Source organism: Gilliamella apicola (assembly GCF_003202655.1).
GTDB classification, from domain to species: Bacteria; Pseudomonadota; Gammaproteobacteria; order Enterobacterales; family Orbaceae; genus Gilliamella; species Gilliamella apicola_R.
Genome location: NZ_QGLR01000012.1, coordinates 119,157 through 140,208, shown reverse-complemented (window position 1 = coordinate 140,208; position 21,052 = coordinate 119,157). Strand labels below are relative to the sequence as shown.

Below are 21,052 nucleotides of genomic sequence, written 5' to 3'. Positions count from 1 at the left end.
TACTCAATTTAAAAAACCATCACTATTAATTTAGTGATGGTATAGTGATTTTTAACTAAAAATTGATTATTTAAAATGGATTAGGGTCTTTTTTCAAATTATTAAATGGATATAGTTTATTCTTCCAATCTTTGATTTGAATATTCTTTTGTTCAGGTATATCAGTCAAATCATATTGCATATAATCATGTTGGACATTCAATTGAATCCCCATCCAATGACTTAATAAATAAACGAATTGATAACCTGAAATTTGTTTATTAATTTTAACCTGATTGGTTTTATCTGAATCAAAAAATATCAATGGCACTTGAAAACTATTTTGATATTCCCAATTGTGTCTTAAGTCTTGATATTGTTCGGTGTGCGAAAGTCCATGATCTGCAAAGTAAACTAAAGAGTAATCTTCATTATGTTTTTTTAATATCTCTACTGTTGATTTTATCAAGTCATCCGTTTCTTTAATACTACTGACATAACAGGAAACGTTTTTATTGTTAAGATCAAATTGCACATCAAACTGCAATCTTTTACAAAAATGCGGATGGGAACCGATTAAATGCATAACAATAAGTTTAGGTTTATCGTGCTGTTGCGTTAATAATGAATCTAATTCAGGTAAAAGTAATGTATCGTATTTACCATGGGATGATTTACCATTGTATTCGCCTTTTTTGGTATAGAAGATATTCTTACTATAAGCTGTAATTCTCGGTACCGTTATTTCCATTCTACCTAATTTTCCTTGATTAGATAGCCAATAGGTTTCAAACCCGGCATCATTAGCAATTGCAATAATATTATTATTTAATTGGGCATTGACTTCACGATTATCTAAATAACTTGATTGACTAATCAAATGCGGAATTGATGATTGGGTATTTGATGCCGGAGCGATTAATCCATCCCAAATTAATGAGGCATTATTATCGGTAAAAGGGGTATTGCTATATTTAAAGCCATAAGCGCTCATATAATCTTTACGAACACTTTCACCAATGATAACAACATAAGTTTTATGTTGAGGATTGACAGAAACAATAGGTATTGTATTAGTTTGTTGGAGTTGCTTAAGCTGTTCTTGTTTTTCCGTTAGATATATTTTTACACTTGAATATAAATCCAGACAAAATTCAAAAAAAGGATATTTAAAATTATCTAATACGGTAGTTGTGATTCTAGTCAATGTAGTTGGTTGATACTTTATGACTCCTTTGACTGGTCTATAAATACAGATAAGTAATGCTATAGCAATAACGTAATAATTTCCTATTTTAGGAAATTGAAATTTTTTAAAAAAAAGAATAAAACTTATGACTAATAGTAATGGTATAAAATAAAAATAAAGGGGTAATTGCGAACAAAATTCTTGTATTTCATCAATATCAGTTTCTGCTACTGCACTTACCACTGCAACATTTGGACTTCCATAATAAAATCCTATCGGAAAATAAAGTGCAGCAATAACAAATAATAATCCTAATAAAAAACGGAAAAATGTGAATCTAGCTAAAAAAATTAGAGAAAAATAAGTAAGCAGTATTCTATCAAATCTTTGTGGGTAACCTAATAAGTAAACTAATAAAACAGAAAGACCGATACAAACAATATGTGAAAATAATTCTTTTTTGGTAAATATCACGAAAACAGATCCATGTTAAAACAATTAGTTGATAAGCCAGAAAATTATATAAGTAATCAAATTTTAAGCAATATAAATTTAGGTTAATTTTTTTATTGAGATAACTAATAAGTTATAATTCATATATTAATATTAAGATTTTTAGATAAAAATAGTCGCCAAACTTTCAATATTTTTTAATAAATTTGGCGAGGAATTTTTATTTTTATTATCTTGAGGCTCTATTTAATATCACATCTTGCGGTAGTTTTTGGATGTAGAGCATTCTAGCAATAAGTAAAAATGCTGCTACAGCTAGACCTAATATAATTCCTATCCAAAAACCGGCAGCGCCAATTGGTTGCATAACAAGATCGGTTAATCCTAAGATATATCCAACCGGTAACCCCACTCCCCAATAAGAGATTAGGGTAATAAAAAAGATGCTTTTAGTATCTTTATAACCACGTAATACATTACTTGCTACGACTTGCAAATAATCTGATGCTTGATAGATGGCAAGTAAAATAATCAATTGTAGACAGATGGTTATTACATCGATCTCATGAGTAAATATGGTTATTATTGGTGATCTAAAAATGACCAGAATTAATGCCACGATTACCGCTATCATGAAGGATATCGCTAGACTTATATAAGCAGTTTGCTTGGCTAGAATTGGTTTATTTTTACCCAATAAGTAACCAACACGAATACTGGTTGCTACCCCCAAAGATAATGGTATAGCAAACGTTAAACTACTGATTGTGAAGATTATTTGGTGTGCAGCCACGGTTATTTGACCAAGTGGCGCAATAAGTAGTGCGACCACCGCAAACAAACTCATTTCAAAAAAATAGGCTAAAGCTAGTGGCGTGCCGAGGATAACTATTTTTTTGATGATAGCAAAATCAATGAGTTTGGTTAGTGGTGTTATGCGAATATCATGTTGGCTAGCTGTGGTTAATGTATACAAACGAATTAAAGCAAACATCAACCAAAAAATGATAGCGGCAGTAATACCACAACCAACACCACCAAAAGCAGGCAATCCAAACTTGCCATAAATTAATACATAATTAATCGGAATATTGGCAAGTAGTGCTATAAATATAATCACCATAGCGGGTTTAGTGTTAGATAAGCCTTCGCATTGATTACGATAAACCAAAAATAATAAGAAGGCAGGTACTCCCCACATAATTGCGCGTAAGAATGAAACGGCTACATCAACCATCTCTGGATCGATAGGATGATCAGCTGAGCTTCTTAGACTAATTATTTTGTCGGAATTGTACAAAACTAGCATCATGATGATGGATAAAATTAACGCAATCACCACCCCTTGACGAGTCTGATCGGCTACTTGCTCACGTTTGGCCGCACCATTTAAGTTAGAGATTATAGGGGTTAAAACCGTTAATAATCCTTGGCCAAACAAAACAGTAGGCAACCAAATTGATACAGCAATGGCTACCCCCGAAAGAGCAGTTTTGCTGTAATTACCCGCCATAATGGTGTCGACAAACGTGATTGCTGTTTGTGATATTTGGGCAATCATCACCGGTATAGCTAACGTGATTAGGTTTTTTATTTCGTGTCGATAATGTAGCTTCATTGGAAATATTTACTGTATTACAGTACCCCATAAATCGTATTCATCTGAATGTTCAATGTTGACTTGAACAATATCGCCGACTTTAACAGTTTTCTCTTCATTCAAATAGACAACACCATCAATTTCTGGCGCATCCGCCATACTTCGTCCGATGGCACCTTCTTCATCAACCTCATCAATTAAAACCGATAAAGTTTTGCCAATTTTGTTTTGTAGTTTTTGGGTCGAAATCGTTTGTTGTAATTGCATAAAACGATGGAAGCGTTCTTGTTTTATCGCTTCTGGTATCTGATCTGCTAATTGATTTGCCGCTGCACCTTCAACAGGACTATAAGGAAAGCAACCCACGCGATCTAATTGCGCTTTTTCTAAAAAGTCGAGTAATAACTCAAAATCTTGTTCAGTTTCGCCCGGATAACCAACAATAAAGGTTGAACGCAAAGTAATTTCCGGACAAATTTCACGCCAATGATGAATTCGCTCTAATGTTCTTTCGATCGTCCCCGGGCGTTTCATTGATTTTAAAACCGTTGGGCTGGCATGCTGTAACGGCACATCTAAATAAGGTAAGATTTTTCCTTCAGCCATTAATGGAATTAAATTATCGACACTAGGATACGGGTACATATAATGTAGACGTACCCAAATTCCAAGGGTTGATAGTTGTTCACAAAGGGTATAAATATCGGTTTTTAACGGCATACCATTCCAAAAGTTGGTGCGGTTTTTGATATCAATACCATAAGCTGAGGTATCTTGAGCGATGACTAAAAGTTCTTTTACTCCGCTATCAACTAACCGTTTTGCTTCATCTAGTACATTACCAATAGGACGACTGACCATTTCTCCTCGTAAAGAAGGTATGATACAGAACGTACAGCTGTGGTTACAGCCTTCTGAAATTTTCAAATAAGCGTAATGCTTCGGTGTTAATTTCACTCCTTGTTCTGGCACAAGGCTAGTAAATGGATTATAACTCGGTTTAGGTGCATATTTGTTTACATGTTGCAGTACGGCTTCGTAACTGTGTGGTCCTGATATTTCTAGCACTTTAGGATGCACATTACGGATCTGATCTTCTTTGGCGCCAAGGCAACCAGTCACAATAACCTTACCATTTTCGTTTAGCGCTTCGCCAATAGCTTCTAATGATTCTTGTACCGCACTATCAATAAAGCCGCAAGTATTAACAATAACTAAATCAGCATTATCGTAGCTAGGCACAACTTGATAACCTTGAGTACGTAACTCGGTTAAAATTCGCTCAGAGTCAACTAAATTTTTAGGACAACCAAGGCTCACAAATCCTATAGTAGGGGATGACATATTCATAGTAATTATAGTAATTTTAAATTAATTGCGGTAATTTTCGACAATCTAAAAACGATTGAATTTAGATTAAGATAACAGATGAACATTCTAACATAATTAAACAGGGCGAAATAAAAATTTTTAATTTGATATAAAGAACGATGGATATGGATAAAATCTAAAAAAAGCTCTTATAACAATAAGAGCTTTTACAATTATAGGAAGTTAATTCGGGAGAAAAAGCTTATTTTAATGCATCTATTACTTCATCAATTTGTAGATCTAAACTTTCAGCACCGCCACCAGATAAGTACCAAAGATCTGGAGTTAAGTAGACAACTTTGGTTTGGCTTTTCGCTAACACTTTTGAGTCGAAAAAGTCACCTGACATTGCTGATTGACCAATAGCTTTACTTCGGTCGACAACATAAATAATGTCTGGTTTAACTTTACTAATATAACTGTTATCAATAAAGATTGGTTTTGGTTTACCAACACTATTGGTTGGTTGCAATGCGAATGGCGCAGCGCGTTTAACTTTTAATACATCGTGAATTAACGCTGCGCTTGAACTTGCATTGATTAGAATCATTTTCCCGTCATTATGGATAGCTACAATTGCTTTTTTATCGCTCGCTTCAGCTATCGCACGTCCACTGGTAATTTTGGCCTCAATTGATTGAATTAAATTACTCGCTTTTTCTTCAGTGCCGGTAATATTGCCTAAAATATTGATGTGGTGTTTAGTTGATTCAAGATAATCTTTGGCATCAACGCTTAAATTAATTACTGGTGCTATTTTATTTAATACTTCGGTTCGACTAGCTTGACGACCATCAATGATGATAAGTTGTGGTTTAGCTTTTTCTATTGCCTCAATATTAGGCTCTTTCATATTACCAGTGTCGGTAATATCTGCACTTTTATATTGTTCTAGATAAGAAGGAAGAACGGAAAGTGGTGTTCCTGTAACAATTGAACCTTTACCTAATGCATCTAACGTGTCTAAGGCGCCATAGTTCATCACAACAACTTTACTTGGCGATTTAGGTACCACTACCGATTGCTTATTATCTGGGCTTACTGTGATTGATGATTGACAACCAGTTAATCCTAAAATAAGAGCAGTTAGCGTACTTAATAGTACCTTTTTTTTGGTATTCATGGTAATTCCTTTTGCTACTTTGAAAATGATAACTATTATTATTTAAACATTATTAATTGTCTAGTGATAAATAAATTTTGGTAAAGATATTGATAATTATTCTCATATAATATATCGTTACGCACAAATTGCATTGAAAATATCAATATAAATAATAGGGTTAAACAAATGAATACTAGGTTTAAGTTGGCAACACATGTCATAAATACAAGTATTTTATTATCACTATCAGGTTTAGCGATGGCAGCCGATGATAAAAATACCGATACTATGGTGGTAACAGCATCAGGATTTTCACAACAGATTAAGGAAGCACCGGCAACGATTTCGGTAATCACACCGGAAGAGATTAGCAAAAAACCTTATCGTGACGTTACCGATGCTCTTAAGGATATTCCAGGTATCACCGTAACAGGCGGTGGTGATTCAACCGATATTAGTATTCGAGGAATGGATGGCAAATATACTTTAATGTTAATTGATGGTAAAAAAGTGAACACTCGTGAAACTAGACCAAATAGTGATAATTCCGGTTTTGAACAAGGCTGGTTACCACCATTAACAGCCATTGAACGTATTGAAGTCGTTCGAGGACCAATGTCTTCCTTGTATGGTTCTGATGCTATGGGTGGGGTAATCAATATTATTACTAAAAAGGTATCAAATATCTGGCATAGTGGATTACGAGTTGAATCAATTATGCCTTATCGTTCTGATGAAAAAAATACCTATATAGGTAGTTTTTCAACGACTGGACCAATTATTGACGATATTCTCGGTATTCAATTATATGGGCAATATACAAATCGTCATGAAGATGAGTTTTTAAATGGTCATTCTGGACAGAAATTACGCAGCTTGAATGGTAAATTATCACTTAATGCTACTGATAACCAAAAATTTGATCTCGATTTTGGTCGTTCGTTACAAAATAGTACTTCAATCAGAGGTAAAACAAGAGAAAAATCAAGAGATAAAGATTATAAGCGTGATAATGCTAGAAATTCTTTTGCGCTAACTCATAATGGTTTATTTGATGATCTATCGACGACTTCTTTTATTGCTTATGAAGAAAACAATAATCCAGAAAGAAAAATGAAAATTCGTAATACCGATCTAGATTCTCGAGTGACGATTCCTTTTAGTATTAATATGCTAACGGTAGGGGGTAAATATAATTACCAAGAGCTTCATGATAAAGGTAATGAACTTACTAGTGATATTACTAAAATTGATCGCTGGAATTATGCATTGTTTGCCGAAGATGAAATAAGCATTTTCGATAACTGGAGTATCACGGCTGGTTTACGTTATAACAAAGATGAAAACTATGGTAGCAACTGGAATCCAAGAGTCTATAGTGTCTGGAATATTGATGATAATTTTACCCTGAAAGGCGGTTACTCAACCGGTTATGCAACGCCAAAATTGCGTCAAGTTGTTTCTGACTGGGGACAAGAAACAGGTGGGGGATATTGGGATGGTGTAGTTGTTGGTAATCCTGATTTAAAACCTGAAAAATCAAATAATTTTGAAATTGGTCTAGGATATACCAATGATTACGGTATTGATGCTTCTGCAACAGCTTTTTATACTAAATACAAAGATAAGATTCAATCTTACTATATTTGTGATAATAAAAATATCGAAGAGAAAACATGTTCTTATAAAAACTTTAGTAAAAAATTTCATTTTATCCAAGGTTTAGAAAATGTAGATAAAGCAGATCTTAAAGGTATAGAGCTCTCATTCAAAACCCCATTATTTACCGATTTCTTATTAAGTACTAATTATTCTTGGACTAAAACAGAACAAAAAACAGGTAATAATAAGGGTAAACCTTTAAACCGTACACCTAAACAAAAATTCAATACTCAGCTTGATTGGAATTTAACGCAACAATTGGATTTATGGACTAAAGTTGCCTATTACGGCGTGGAATCTACTACGGATCGTAGTGGCAAAAAAATTGAGTATCCTGGTTATACCTTCTGGGATGTGGGAACGTCTTTCCAACTAAACCAAAATGCTAAGATTTATGGTGGTGTTTATAACTTATTTGATAAAGATGTTTCAAACGATGATTTTGGTAAAACTTTAGAAGGTCGTCGTTACTTTGTTGGTACTGAAATTAATTTCTAATTAGTACTTATCATCAAAAAATGTAATTATAAATATTGAGTGGCTGTTAATACAGCCACTTTTTTATTTAATAAATAAACTATATTAACATTTTAATTTATTAGTTATGATTGAGGATTATTTGACAAAGGTATTTCAAATTAATCATGTCCAAATAAGGATGTTTCAAACGATGATTTTGCTAAAAGCTTAACAGGTCGTCATTACTTTGTTGCTACAGATATTAATTTCTAATATTTAAAATTTATCAGCTAGCTAGTTTTTTAACTGCTGGTTGAGAATTATTTATTTAGCTCAAAATAGCAATTTATTAAAGTTCAATTAATACTTTTTTTAAGATTATTACCATCGGTCAAAAATAACTTTTCTACTATGAAAAATTACCCCTCCTAATACGAATTTCTTACTAAGCTTGTTTTCTTTGAAGCAAAAGTAAATCAATTAAAAATCACGGCTAGAAATCCTACAACCCAAATACGACTATAGCGAAAAACGTAAGTGAAAGTTGACGACTAATAGCATGATGCAAACACTTAATAACGATTTAAATGAGATAACTAATAATTTTCGATTAGGCGAAATATAAAATGTCAGCTGTTGATCTCTTCTATAATGTCGAATAAACGACAATCGTATCTTTAACCCTATCGGATGTGTATCAGGCAGTTAGGAAATAACTAATCAGGGGTTAATTTAAACAGATTGAAAATGCCGATGATAATAATTGCCTGATTTTAGGTTTATTGAATGGTTTTTTATTTGGTTTATTAAATAAAAAGTTAAAAAATGTGTTTTAAATAACTAACATTTGCCAAATCTTATTTCAATAAAGACCTGCATGATACAATTATTTAATCTTTTGTTTTGCGTGCGATCTTATGAACGACATGTTATCTGATTAAATGATATTACTTTTTAATATTTCTCACCAATATTTACCATAAATTCATCTCTTTTTACATTGACAACATTTCAGCTATTTCCATTTGATTAGGCAGAAATCGCGGTTAACTAGTTAATATTTAGATCTTAGTCACAAAATTGCTATAAAACCATTTGCGGAGAAAATTTATTGGTTATAATTGAACAAAAGATTAATAAGTAAACATTTGTTCGGAGGTTTTATGGTCAGTATCATTTTAGTATCTCATAGCAGGAAGATCACTGATGGGCTAAAAGAGATGATTGAGGAAATGGTTGATTCAACAGGGGATGTGAGAATTTTTTCGGCAGGGGGGACAGAAGATGGCCGTTTAGGAACTGATTCTGTTGCCATTTATAACATTATTAAACAATCAAGCCAGCATAGTAACATTCTGATTTTTGCAGATATAGGTAGTGCAATATTAAGTACCGAAACCGCAATTGATCTAATTGAAGATGAAGAGCTAAAAAGTAAAGTCATATTAGTTGATGCGCCATTAGTCGAAGGTGCTTTTTATGCATCAATTCAAGCTATGGTTGATAAGGATGTGGAAGGTATTTTAGCTGAGTTACAAAATATTTAGAGAGAGAATGGCTATGAAATTTTTTCGAAGTTTTGTTGGTTATTGTATCGCGGGCATGATAGTGATGGCTGTTTGGTCACAATTAGGTACTTATGGCATTTTTGGTGGTTATCTTGCGGCGATAATCATTATTGGGCCAATGTGGTATATGAATCATTACATTAATTTAACCGGTAACGAAGATGATGCGGCTTTTGTTGATATGGGGTTAGCTATCGCAGTATGTGGCATTATGAGAGATACCTTTATTCAGGGAGGCGATGCTTTTTCAACCTCTTTACCAACAATTTTATTAGTTGGTTGTGGGGCCGCCCTAGGGGGAATTACTGCGGCATTTATTGAAAAAGACATGGCTAAGAAAAAAGAGTTTGTTAATGAAAATCCAAGAGAACCAGGACTTAGACGTTCTGATTTTGAAAAATTAAAAGAGGCCAAAGAGAAAATCTTACGCGCTAAAAGAATTAAAATTTTTCAAAAAAAGAGTTCAATCTAGGATTAAGGAGTGAATGATTATGACAATACAATTAGCTATTGCAACGTTAATCGGTGGTTTCATTTTCCCTTTTGTCATTCGAATGGCCTGGGGAAGAATGGTTGATAATTGGGGGCCAATCGGTGGGTGGATGGCAGCGGCATTTATTGTAGGTACCGTATGGTGTATCAATCATGGTATAGCCACACCGATGATTACTCAAAGTGGTACCGTTTGGGTAGATCAGGGGTTAGCTGCTGGTGTTGGCGTTTGGGTTGCTTCAGCATTAACCGGTGGCAGCAAGCGTAAATCAGTTAAAAATATCGTTGCTGCGGTTAGCGCAGGTATTGTAGGTGGATATGTTTTGTCACTTTTTCTTGTTTCTTAAGTAAAAGACAAAAGGTTGAAGGATAGAAAGGAGTAACACAATGAAAAGATTAATTAATGATGGTTATGATGTGGTTGAAGAGCTGTTAGAAGGTTACTGTTTAGCACACAGTGATTACGTAGAACTCAAGCAAGATTGTAATCGAGTAATTGTAAGTAAAAAAATGAGCTCAGAACCAAGAGTAAGAATTATCGTTGGTGGTGGCTCTGGTCATGAACCTGCTTTTTTAGGCTATGTTGGTAAAGATTTTGCTGATGCGGCAGCGGTGGGTAATGTAAATACCTCGCCATCCCCTGAATATTGTTATGCAGCGGTAAAAGCTGTCGATGCCGGCAAGGGATGCCTTTTTGTTTATGGAAATTATGCCGGCGATGTAATGAACTTTGATATGGCTGCCGAACTTGCTGCCGAAGAGGGTATTCGCGTCGAAACGGTAACCACAACTGATGATATTTATTCATCAGAAAATGTTCAAGATCGTCGTGGTGTGGCTGGTAATGTATTTGTGTTTAAAGTTGCTGGAAGTGCCGCTGCTAAAGGTTATGATTTAGATAAAGTGAAGGCACTTACCCAAAAAGCCAATGCAAATACTTATTCTATTGGTGTGGCATTATCTTCATCAACACTACCAGTTACCGGCGAGCCGATTTTTGAAATGCAAGATGGTGATATGGAAGTAGGAATGGGGATCCATGGTGAACCAGGCATCGAAAGAACTAAACTAGAAAAGGCTGATGTTGTGGTTAGTCAATTAATCGATCATATCTTAGCTGATTCTAAACTAAAATCGGGTGATGAAATTGAGTTACTTATCAATGGACTGGGCGGTCTGGCATTGATGGATCAATATATTTGTTATCGAAAAGCTCATCTTTTATTAGCAGAAAAAGGCATCAAGATTTATAAATCATTAGTTGGTAATTATGTTACGTCAATGGATATGGTTGGTATGTCTATTTCAGTTATAAAACTTGATCAAGAACTTAAACAACTGTTGGATCATCCTTGTGATGCCCCTTATTTTAAAGTTGCTTATTAACCACAAGGAGAATCGAGATGTGTGCTCTGATGCTAAATAAATCATATTTTATTGAGACTTTTAAAAAATTGGCTGCAATGGCTGAAGAAAATCGTGACCACTTAAGTAAATTGGACTCAGATATTGGCGATGGTGATCATGGAATCAATTTGACCATCGGTTTTCGTGAAGTTGAAAAACAGTTACCTCAACTCTCTGAATCAGTAACTGATATAGCCGAATTAATGAAAAAAGTAGGTATGATTCTCTTAAGTAAAGTTGGAGGAGCATCAGGGCCATTATATGGCAGTTTTTTCATGAAAATGGCGACGCATATAATTGGAAAACAAGAAGTGACATTTAAAGAATTTTGTCAAATGTACCAAGATGGCGTTGAAGCTGTTCAAATGAGAGGAAAAGCTGAATTAAATGATAAAACGATGCTCGATGCTTTAATTCCTGGTCTTGCAATATTAAAAGATTATCAAGAAGGTGATGATCCTATAAATACTTTAGAAAATTGTGTAAATGAAATGAAGTTAGGTTCAGATAAAACTATTCCGCTAATGGCCAAAAAAGGTCGAGCGTTACGCTTAGGTGAACGTGCAGTTGGTCATCGAGATCCCGGCTCTGAATCGGCTTGGATGATTATGAATGTATTTTTACAACAACTCAAAACGATATCCTAATCAATGGCTTAGCTATTGATTGCAATTAACGAATTTTAAATAATATTTAGTAGATACTGGAAGGTTGAATATGAAAAAAATCTATATTGGTACAAGTTGGAAGATGAATAAAACTTTAGCTGAGGCGTTACTTTTTTGTGAACAACTTAAAACCTTTTATCCGGAAAATCTGAAAAGTCATATTCAACCATTTGTTATTCCTCCATTTACTTGTGTTCGGGATGTCACCGATTATATCAATAATCACCAGATTAACTGTTTAACTGGCGTGCAAAATATGCATTTTGCCCAATCGGGGCCTTTCACCGGTGAAATTTCAGCCAATATGGTTGCCGATACTGGTGCCACCATAGTTGAAATGGGGCATTCCGAACGACGAGAATATTTTGCCGAGACAGATAGTTTTGTGAATAAAAAAGTTCATGCTGCATTAAACTACAATTTAACCCCATTAATTTGCATAGGTGATAGTGCCCAAGAAAAATCTTGGGGTGTATCAGTCGAAACTGTGGTTAAACAAATGAAGATTGCTTTATTTGGCATTGATAAAAATCAGGTGACTAAGGTTATTATTGCTTATGAACCAATATGGGCAATAGGTGAACAAGGAGTACCTGCGACCCCTGATGAAGCAGAATATATCCATACTAAATTACGTTCTGCACTGATTGAACTTTATGATATCGATACCGCTAATCAAGTAATTTTACTCTATGGTGGTAGTGTAAATCTCGAAAATTCTCCATTATTTATTAACCAACCGAACATTGATGGATTATTTATTGGACGTAGTGCATGGCAAGCTAAAGATTTTTGTACTATATTATCTGCTATTAATCAGCAAAGTTAAGATAATAAAGGCAAGCCTAATGGATATATTTGAAGATAAACAAGAGTCAGAGCTACTTACGGAAATTGCCGTTGCTTACTATGAATATGAACAAACTCAAGAAGAGATTGCTCAGCGATTTGGTATTTCCCGTATTAAAGTAGGTCGCTTGCTGAAAAAAGCGCGAGCGGAAGGCATTGTTGAAATTAATGTCAAATATCATCCGGTATTTAGTTCGCGTATTGAACAACAATTTGTTAATAATTTTGGGATTAAAAGGGCGCTAATAGCTTTAGATCACCAAGATGAAGATGAGCAACGACGACAAGTTGCGGCACTTGTTTCGAACTATCTATCCAGTACCTTAAAGAATGGCATGACAATTGCTGTTGGCCAAGGGCGTAATGTTGCCGCTATTGCTAGCCATGTAGGGGTTTTTCCTGAAAAACAGTGTAAATTTATTTGTGGTATTGGTGGTACCCAGCGAGTTGGCGAGATTATTGACGCCGATCATATTAGCCGTAGTTTAGCAAGAAAATTCAGTGCCAGTAGTGAAACTTTATATGCGCCAGCTTATGTTGAAAACCGTGAACTCAAACGTGCGTTTATGCAGAATCGAGTAATTAAAGATACCATAGAACGTGCAAGTAAAGCTGACATCGCCTTAGTGGGTATTGGTGATATGAATGAAAACTGTTACATGGTGCAATTAGGATGGTTTACGCCACAAGAAGTGACTTATGCAACATTGAATCAAGGTGTTGTCGGAGATATTGCCGGTTATGGCTTCTTTGATATTAATGGTAATCCAGTTGATACCAACATGAACGATCGGGTAATTGGTTTAAGTATTGATGAGTTACGTAATATCCCATGTGTGATTGCTATAGCATCAGAAAACACTAAAGCGACGGCAATTTTAGGTGCACTTCGTTCAGGGGTGATTGATATCATTGCAACCAGTGCTTCAAATGCTAGAACGGTACTAAGTTTACAACAAAGTAAAATGCCTACAACAAAGTAAAATTCAATTTGGATTAAACGCTATTTGTCACCAAGCGACAAATAGCGTTTTAATTAACTTGAGATTATAGTAAGCGTTTAATAATTCGATCTACCCGAATTCGGCTTAAACGTTTAATTAATTTATGTACATGTTTTGGATAGAATTGGCTAGCTTGAATTTGCTGGAAGTGGGTGACTAAGGTCGTTTTTTCACGGATTGTGGCAAGTTCTTGCTTAATCTGTTTTTGCAATTCATGTTTTGGATCGTGGATTAATAGTGCATTTTCCAGATCTAAACGCCAAGCTCGAGGATTAAGGTTATTACCAGTAATCATCATCCATTCATCATCGACCCAAATCCCTTTTAAGTGATAGGTTTGATCCCCATCTTTCCATAATCGAATGATTAACTGTTCTTTATCTATATAACTTTGTAGCCGTTCAACAAAACGTCTTAAGTTGATTTCATACAAATAAGGTAATCCACCCGAGATATTAAAAGGTTGATCTTCAGGAATATAAAAGTCGTTGGCAACTTTATCACCAATGATGATTTCCACTTGTTTGCCTTTTCTTAGAAGGCGAATAATATCGCGGACTAATATGTTTGGTAAATTAAAATAGGGGGTACAAAAAGTGATTTTTTGTTCAGTAATATTGATTAGATGATGAATAATCTTATTAAGTTGATTATTGCGACCAAGGCCAACTAGTGGTGAGATGGATAGGGTATCATTATCAGTATCGCCTACATATTGGTACTTGGCATCGGTAAGATGTTGGCGTAATGCTTTAATTGCCGCTTTGATTTGTTTCCGGGTTTTATGTTCATTAACATCTAAGTGTTGCACACCCTCAAGTGGTAGGAAGTTGTCATTTACATAATTAACCATAGCGTCAGATAAGGCTTTATTGGTGATAAAGTGATATCTGTCATAACGATATTTATCAAATTTATGTAAATAGACGTTGTTAATACTTGCCCCACTATAAATTACGGTATCATCAATAATTAAGCCTTTTAAATGTAGTACACCGAGTACTTCACGGCGATTAATCGGTACACCATAAGTTGGGATATCAATATTTGGATATTGTTGTTTTAAATCATAGTAGTAACGAGCATTGGTTTGAGTTTTATCTTCACCAATTCTTCCCCGTTGCGCTCGATGCCAATCAACAAAAATCTTGATATCTAAATTGGGACGTTCAGCTTTGGCTTGGTAAAGAGCGTCAAGAACTTCGCGACCGGCTTCATCTTTTTCTAAATAAAGTGCAACAATATAGATACGCTGTTGGGCTTTTTTGATATGTTCAAGCAAAGCAATTCTATAGGAATTTGGATCGTAGATAATTTGATATTGTTCAGCTTTTTGCTGAATTTTAGCTAACTCATCAAGATGTTTTTGATGATTATATTTTATAAAAGGTATTCGCATGATCTAAATATCATTAAATCTGACACAAAGTGTAGAATATCACAAATTATGTCAGAAAATAACACTCCTGTTTTTCATAGTTTAACCTATGGTTAAATTAATTTTTTATTCAAATTGTTTTTTAATGCAAATTAATATTATTAACGTTAAATTTAAGCTTGTTCATTAACCCAAGTTTGAATGATTTTGTAACTTAATGCTAATACCACAGGACCGATAAATAATCCCATAATACCAAAAGCCAGAATGCCACCAATTACGCCAAATAGAATAAGCAGAAAAGGAAGATCGGCACCTTTTTTAATTAAATAGGCTCGCATTACGCTATCTAATGTTGTTAATATAATGGCAACTACAATTAATACAATACCTGATACCACGTGACCATCCCAAAATTGCCAAAAAATACAGCCAAGCATAACAATAACTGGCCCAATTTGTGCAACGCAGCAGATAAATAAAACTAATGTTAATATGCCAGGAAATGGCATTTTAGTAATTAAAAAACTTAAACCACCAATTAAAGCTAAGGTAATAGCCGTGACAACAACGCCTAATGCGACTGCACGTATCGATTGGCCAGCTAAGGTAACGGTAGTTGTTCCATATTGTTTGGATAAACGATTAGCAAAAACATAAACATATTTGGTAATACTCTCTCCTCTAAGGAACAGTAATAAACTAAATATAATCATCACGCCAGCATGAAATATAAAAACGCCAATATTAGTCACCTGTTCTAAAAGCCAACCAATCATTATGCCAATATAGGGTTGAATATCGGACATCAATTGCGTGCCATCCGTTTTGATAAGTTCAAGCCATTTTTGGTGAAGTTCTTCGCCAAACATCGGTATACTCATTAACCAGTCGAAAGTAGGTAATTCCCGATGAGAAAGCGTTCTAACCCATTCAATTAAATAATGTCCATTCTGAGCAACACTGCTAATGATGAGAATAAAAGGAATAACACAGACAAATGCCAATAGTAAAGCCATGACTAAAAGAGATAACCAACGTTTATTAAAAAGTTTTTGTTGGATTTTTATCATCAATGGCCAAGTTGCAATAACCACCATTACCGCCCAAAAAAAGCCAAATAAGAATACTTCGATCACCCGATAAGTTACAACAATAAGTAAACCTATTAATAATAAGTTTAAAATAAGTTTCAGCAAGTCATCAGTTTTTTTTTCCACTGGCATTTTTACCTCATATTCTTTAATCTAGATAGTGTTATTATACGCATTATGTTTTAAAAAGAATATGATGTTGTATAAAATAGACAATTTATTGGAGGTATAAAATGAAAAAATTAATGTTATTAGTTTTAATGGGTATGGCACTATCGGCTTGTACAAGTGGGCAAAAGGTTCAACAAACTGAGCAAAAGTTAAATGAAATAGCACCTTATCCCGATGCTAAAGCAGACGCTACTCGTTATGTAATTCATCTACCAGGCTTAAAAGATGAAGCTAACGCTAAAGTAGAAATACTAATTGGTAAAGAGATGAATGTGGATTGTAATACCCGTAGTTTAGGTGGAACTGTTAAAGAACAAGAGCTTAAAGGTTGGGGTTACTCATACTATGTTGTTGAAGAAGCTAAAGGTAGCATCTCTACTATGATGGCTTGCCCTGAAGGTACTAATGAGAATAAATTTGTTACAATCAATCATAATTTAGGTTTATTAAATTACAACAGCCGTTTGCCATTAGTATTCTATGTTCCAAAAGATGTGACGGTTAAATATCGTATATGGCAACCGGAAGCAAAAATTTTGCAAGCTAACGCCGAATAAAAAAAGTAAATTAATTGTTAATAGCTCGCTAATAAAGGGTTGATTGATTAAAATCTAGTCACTCAATCCTTAATCTTAGAATATTTGATTTTTTAAGTAGACATCTGGAAAAAAAAAGGTATTTTATCCCACGTAATGCAAGGTTAGCTCTACTTGTTCATTAATTATATTAATGACTTGTGATTGCCTGATTACCTCGGTTTCGCCATATTATTAAATTCAATAATAATGGTAAAATTTGGGGGTCCGTTGTATTTAACAATGGGCTTGTGTCTAACATGTAATATCCCTAACTAGAGGAGAAGTGGTGAGCATGTTTACTCAACGTAAAACAATTCTTTCAATCATCGCTGGTGTATCACTAGCACTATCTCAATCTGCTATAGCAAAAGACCGTGTCGTGCATTTTTATAATTGGGCAGGTCAAATTGGTAATAGTACAATCTCTGATTTTGAAAAATCAACTGGTATTAAACTGGTTTATGATGTGTATGATTCCAATGAAGCGCTTGAAGGTAAACTAATGGCCGGTCATTCAGGTTTCGATGTGGTTTCGCCTTCAGACAGTTTTTTAGCTAGACAGATCAAAGCTGATATCTATTTACCATTAGATAAAAGTAAATTACCTAATTGGAACAACCTCGATCCTAATTTAATGAAGTTAATGGCTAACCATGACCCCGATAATAAGTATGCAATTCCATATGTATGGATGACTACAGGTATTGGTTATAATATTGATAAAGTTAAAGAACGTCTTGGTGAAAATGCCCCAGTTGATAGTTGGGATTTAGTTTTTAAACCTGAAAATATGGAAAAACTCAAAGATTGTGGTGTGGCATTCTTAGATGCGCCAACTGAAATCTTTGCTAGTGCGCTTAAATATTTAGGTAAAGATCCAAACAGCACTGATGCTAAAGATTATACAGAAGCTGCTTATGGAGTGTTGGCAAACGTCAGACCAAATATTCGTTATTTCCATTCATCTCAATATATTACTGACTTAGCAAATGGTGATATTTGTGTGATTTTAGGTTGGGCAGGCGATATTTTACAAGCTCGCGACAGAGCTAACGAAGCGAATAACGGTGTTCATATTAATTACAACATCCCGAAAGAAGGTGCACTGGTTTTCTTTGATACCCTTGCAATTCCAAAAGATGCAGCTAATCCTGATGAAGCACATGAGTTTTTAAACTTTATTTTGAAACCAGAAATTGCAGCTCAGGTGACTAATGATGTTAACTTTGCTAGCCCAAATAAAGTTGCAAACGATAAGTTTGTAAAACCTGAAGTGAGAAATGATCCAGCGGTTTATCCAAAACCAGAAGTGATGGAAAATTTATTCACTTTAACGGTAAAAGAACCTAAACTAGAACGTGTGATTACTCGCACATGGACAAAACTGAAAACGGGTAAATAACCGTTTGAAAATGTCAACTAATTGACTTATATATTCTAGACGGGGAGATTTAAAATCTTTCCGTCTTGTTTTTTTTGGCTTGTTGTTATGAGGAAAAAAGCGTGAACGATAAAACAACAATTCAGGTACAGCCTAAAAAAAAGATGATAACTCCATTATTGGAGATCAAAAATTTAACCAAAGTTTTTAATGATGATTATTATGCCGTTGATGATGTCAATTTAACCATTTATACCGGAGAGATTTTTGCCTTATTAGGTGCTTCTGGTAGTGGTAAATCAACATTATTGCGGATGCTTGCCGGTTTTGAACAGCCGACTTCCGGACAAATTATTTTAGATGGGAAAGATTTATCACAAGTACCACCTTATAATCGTCCGATTAATATGATGTTTCAATCGTATGCTCTTTTTCCTCACATGACGGTTGAGCAAAATATTGCCTTTGGTTTAAAACAAGATAAATTAGATAAAAATGAAATTAAACATCGAGTTGAAGAGATGTTGGCACTTGTTCATATGGAACAGTTTGGCAAACGTAAACCTCATCAACTTTCAGGTGGTCAAAGACAACGTGTTGCTTTAGCCAGAAGCTTAGCGAAAAGACCGAAATTACTACTGTTAGATGAACCAATGGGCGCATTGGACAAACAACTTCGTGATCGTATGCAACTTGAAGTGGTTAGCATCTTAGAACAAGTAGGCGCAACCTGCGTAATGGTTACCCATGATCAAGAAGAAGCGATGACTATGGCAGGCCGTATTGCGATTATGAATAAAGGCCAGTTTGTGCAGATAGGTGAGCCTGAAGAGATCTATGAACATCCAAATAGCCGTTATAGTGCAGAATTTATTGGCTCTGTAAATGTTTTTGACGGCATTTTACAAGAGACCTTAGAAGATGGATTAATTATCAGTTGTCCGATGATTAAACATCCATTAAAAGTCGATTACGATTCACCGGCGGTTGAAGGTGTACCTATTCAAGTCGCATTACGACCGGAAAAAATTAAACTTTGTGATGAAATTCCAGCCGATGGCTACAACGTTGCCACGGGTGAAGTGGTTGAAATTGCTTATTTAGGTGATCTGTCGATTTACCATGTTAAATTACAAAGTGGACAGATTATTATTGCTCAACTACAAAACGAACACCGTTATCGTAAAGGAATGCCAACTTGGGGTGATACTGTCAACTTAAGTTGGGAAATTGATAGCTGTGTTGTGCTGACCGAATAAACACAAGAGGATAAATTGATGCGATCCATTTTATGGGGTTTGTTGTTAAATGCCTTAGTGTTACTTGGTGTTTATTTACGTTTTGTAACCATCAATGCATTTGACAATCTGTTTTTAGATGCGTTATTTACGTCAATGGTATTGAGTTTATTAGTATCATGTGTTGGCGCATATTTGGCACATTATAAACCATCTAAATTTGCTTATCGGTTGATTATAGCCGGCAGTATTTTATATATACCTGCTGGATTAGGTTTAGTGGCGATCTATTATGCTTATCGTAAGTTGCGACTACAACGTGATGATTCTGATTTGATGACACTCTACGGCCGTCTATTAGTAATAGCTATTCCATATTGTTGGATGTTGTTGCTATTTTTATTACCGTTTTTGATTGTATTTCGAATCAGTTTTTCCGAAGTGGCGATAGCCGTACCACCTTATACTGAACTACTAAGTTATGAAGATGGCCTAGTTAATATTGTTTTAAACTTTGGTAATTATTTTAATTTACTCGAAGATACTATTTATCTAGACTCGTATTTACAATCATTAAAAGTTGCTGCAATTTCCACATTGCTATGTATTTTGCTCGGTTACCCTTTGGCTTGGGCTATTTCACAATGTAAACCGTCAACCAGAAATATTTTATTGTTATTAATCATTTTGCCATCATGGACTTCGTTTCTAATTCGGGTTTATGCTTGGATTGGAATTTTAAATCCTAATGGTCTATTAAATAATTTCTTAATGTGGTTAGGGGTTATAGATCAGCCATTAATCATAATGAAAACCTATCTGGCGGTTTATATCGGTATTGTCTATTCTTATTTACCATTTGTGGTATTACCAATTTATACCTCATTAAGTAAAGTAGACACAACACTGATTGAAGCGGCGTTAGATCTTGGTTGTAAACCAATTAAAACCTTCTTCAAGATTATTGTACCGTTAACCAAAAATGGTGTTATTGCCGGAGGCATGTTGGTATTCATTCCTGCGGTAGGTGAATATGTTATCCCAGAATTATTAGGTCCATCCGATGGTCTAATGATTGGTACACAGCTATGGACTGAATTCTTCAATAATCACGATTGGCCAGCCGCGTCAGCAGTGGCAACAGTGATGTTATTGATATTAATTGTACCTATCTACTACTTTAATAAGTTCCAGAACCGACAAATGGGAGGTAAATAAATGAATAATTTACCATTAGTCATGCGCTCAGCATTGATTGTTTTTATTGCTGCATTATTCGGTTCAATAGTGCTATCGGTTTTGATCTCTGCATCAGGATTTGCACTATTAGGTAGTGCTAGCTTATATGTCGGATGCTTGCTATTTAGCCTTATTTTAACAACTATTGTAGTAATCGCGTTATTAGT

At 34.6% G+C, this 21,052-nt stretch carries 17 protein-coding genes and 1 pseudogene; 12 read left to right on the top strand and 6 right to left on the bottom strand.

Going from position 1 to position 21,052, the window contains the following annotated elements:
* Positions 1-70: 70 nt before the first annotated feature.
* The 4 genes from DKK70_RS10495 to DKK70_RS10480 all read right to left on the bottom strand — a co-directional run bounded on the left by DKK70_RS10495 (position 71) and on the right by DKK70_RS10480 (position 5,715).
* A complete protein-coding gene (locus DKK70_RS10495) occupies positions 71-1,642 on the bottom strand; it encodes a phosphoethanolamine transferase (protein WP_110433948.1) in 1,572 nt (523 codons plus the stop codon).
* A gap of 208 nt (positions 1,643-1,850) precedes the next feature.
* Entirely contained in the window at positions 1,851-3,239 is a 1,389-nt protein-coding gene (locus DKK70_RS10490; RefSeq protein ID WP_110433947.1) for an MATE family efflux transporter, read from the bottom strand.
* A 9-nt stretch (positions 3,240-3,248) separates the two neighbouring features.
* Entirely contained in the window at positions 3,249-4,565 is a 1,317-nt protein-coding gene (gene rimO / locus DKK70_RS10485; RefSeq protein ID WP_110433946.1) for a 30S ribosomal protein S12 methylthiotransferase RimO, read from the bottom strand.
* Positions 4,566-4,794: 229 nt separating this feature from the next.
* On the bottom strand, positions 4,795-5,715 hold the full coding sequence (locus DKK70_RS10480; protein WP_110433945.1) for a siderophore ABC transporter substrate-binding protein: 921 nt from the start codon (positions 5,713-5,715) through the stop codon (positions 4,795-4,797).
* Positions 5,716-5,883: 168 nt separating this feature from the next.
* On the opposite strand from DKK70_RS10480, the gene DKK70_RS10475 reads away from it, so the two are divergent.
* The 8 genes from DKK70_RS10475 (at position 5,884) to DKK70_RS10440 (ending at position 13,785) form a co-directional block, all read left to right on the top strand.
* Entirely contained in the window at positions 5,884-7,857 is a 1,974-nt protein-coding gene (locus DKK70_RS10475) for a TonB-dependent receptor domain-containing protein (protein ID WP_110433944.1), read from the top strand.
* A 1,124-nt stretch (positions 7,858-8,981) separates the two neighbouring features.
* A complete protein-coding gene (gene dhaM, locus DKK70_RS10470) occupies positions 8,982-9,365 on the top strand; it encodes a dihydroxyacetone kinase phosphoryl donor subunit DhaM (protein ID WP_110433943.1) in 384 nt (127 codons plus the stop codon).
* A gap of 13 nt (positions 9,366-9,378) precedes the next feature.
* Positions 9,379-9,858, top strand: coding sequence for a Lin0368 family putative glycerol transporter subunit (locus tag DKK70_RS10465; RefSeq protein WP_110434118.1), 480 nt, complete (start codon positions 9,379-9,381; stop codon positions 9,856-9,858).
* A gap of 19 nt (positions 9,859-9,877) precedes the next feature.
* Positions 9,878-10,225 carry a Lin0368 family putative glycerol transporter subunit gene (locus tag DKK70_RS10460; RefSeq protein ID WP_110423750.1) on the top strand — a complete coding sequence of 116 codons (348 nt, stop codon included), beginning with the start codon at positions 9,878-9,880 and terminating at the stop codon, positions 10,223-10,225.
* 40 nt (positions 10,226-10,265) lie between these two features.
* Complete coding sequence (locus DKK70_RS10455) at positions 10,266-11,264, top strand: dihydroxyacetone kinase subunit DhaK (RefSeq protein WP_110433942.1); 999 nt, start codon at positions 10,266-10,268, stop codon at positions 11,262-11,264.
* A gap of 17 nt (positions 11,265-11,281) precedes the next feature.
* Positions 11,282-11,932: a dihydroxyacetone kinase subunit DhaL gene (gene dhaL, locus DKK70_RS10450; RefSeq protein WP_110433941.1), complete on the top strand. Its 651-nt coding sequence runs from the start codon at positions 11,282-11,284 to the stop codon at positions 11,930-11,932.
* Between the two features lie 70 nt (positions 11,933-12,002).
* Positions 12,003-12,782: a triose-phosphate isomerase gene (locus tag DKK70_RS10445; RefSeq protein ID WP_110433940.1), complete on the top strand. Its 780-nt coding sequence runs from the start codon at positions 12,003-12,005 to the stop codon at positions 12,780-12,782.
* 19 nt (positions 12,783-12,801) lie between these two features.
* Positions 12,802-13,785, top strand: a complete 984-nt coding sequence (locus tag DKK70_RS10440) for a sugar-binding transcriptional regulator (protein ID WP_110433939.1) — start codon at positions 12,802-12,804, stop codon at positions 13,783-13,785.
* 64 nt (positions 13,786-13,849) lie between these two features.
* Here DKK70_RS10440 and pssA read toward each other — a convergent pair whose 3' ends face one another.
* Positions 13,850-15,205, bottom strand: a complete 1,356-nt coding sequence (gene pssA, locus DKK70_RS10435) for a CDP-diacylglycerol--serine O-phosphatidyltransferase (protein WP_110433938.1) — start codon at positions 15,203-15,205, stop codon at positions 13,850-13,852.
* Between the two features lie 152 nt (positions 15,206-15,357).
* Positions 15,358-16,404, bottom strand: coding sequence for an AI-2E family transporter YdiK (ydiK, locus tag DKK70_RS10430; RefSeq protein ID WP_181415989.1), 1,047 nt, complete (start codon positions 16,402-16,404; stop codon positions 15,358-15,360).
* Between the two features lie 107 nt (positions 16,405-16,511).
* Here ydiK and eco point away from each other — a divergent pair, with 107 nt between their 5' ends.
* From eco to potH, 4 genes and pseudogenes are all read left to right on the top strand, one after another.
* On the top strand, positions 16,512-17,006 hold the full coding sequence (gene eco / locus DKK70_RS10425; protein ID WP_146210870.1) for a serine protease inhibitor ecotin: 495 nt from the start codon (positions 16,512-16,514) through the stop codon (positions 17,004-17,006).
* A gap of 313 nt (positions 17,007-17,319) precedes the next feature.
* Positions 17,320-18,429 carry an extracellular solute-binding protein gene (locus tag DKK70_RS10420; protein ID WP_110433936.1) on the top strand — a complete coding sequence of 370 codons (1,110 nt, stop codon included), beginning with the start codon at positions 17,320-17,322 and terminating at the stop codon, positions 18,427-18,429.
* Between the two features lie 101 nt (positions 18,430-18,530).
* Positions 18,531-19,667, top strand: a complete 1,137-nt coding sequence (gene potG, locus DKK70_RS10415; RefSeq protein WP_219999759.1) for a putrescine ABC transporter ATP-binding subunit PotG — start codon at positions 18,531-18,533, stop codon at positions 19,665-19,667.
* 324 nt (positions 19,668-19,991) lie between these two features.
* Positions 19,992-20,864: pseudogene (gene potH / locus DKK70_RS10410) on the top strand (putrescine ABC transporter permease PotH); the annotation flags it as partial.
* Positions 20,865-21,052: the final 188 nt, after the last annotated feature.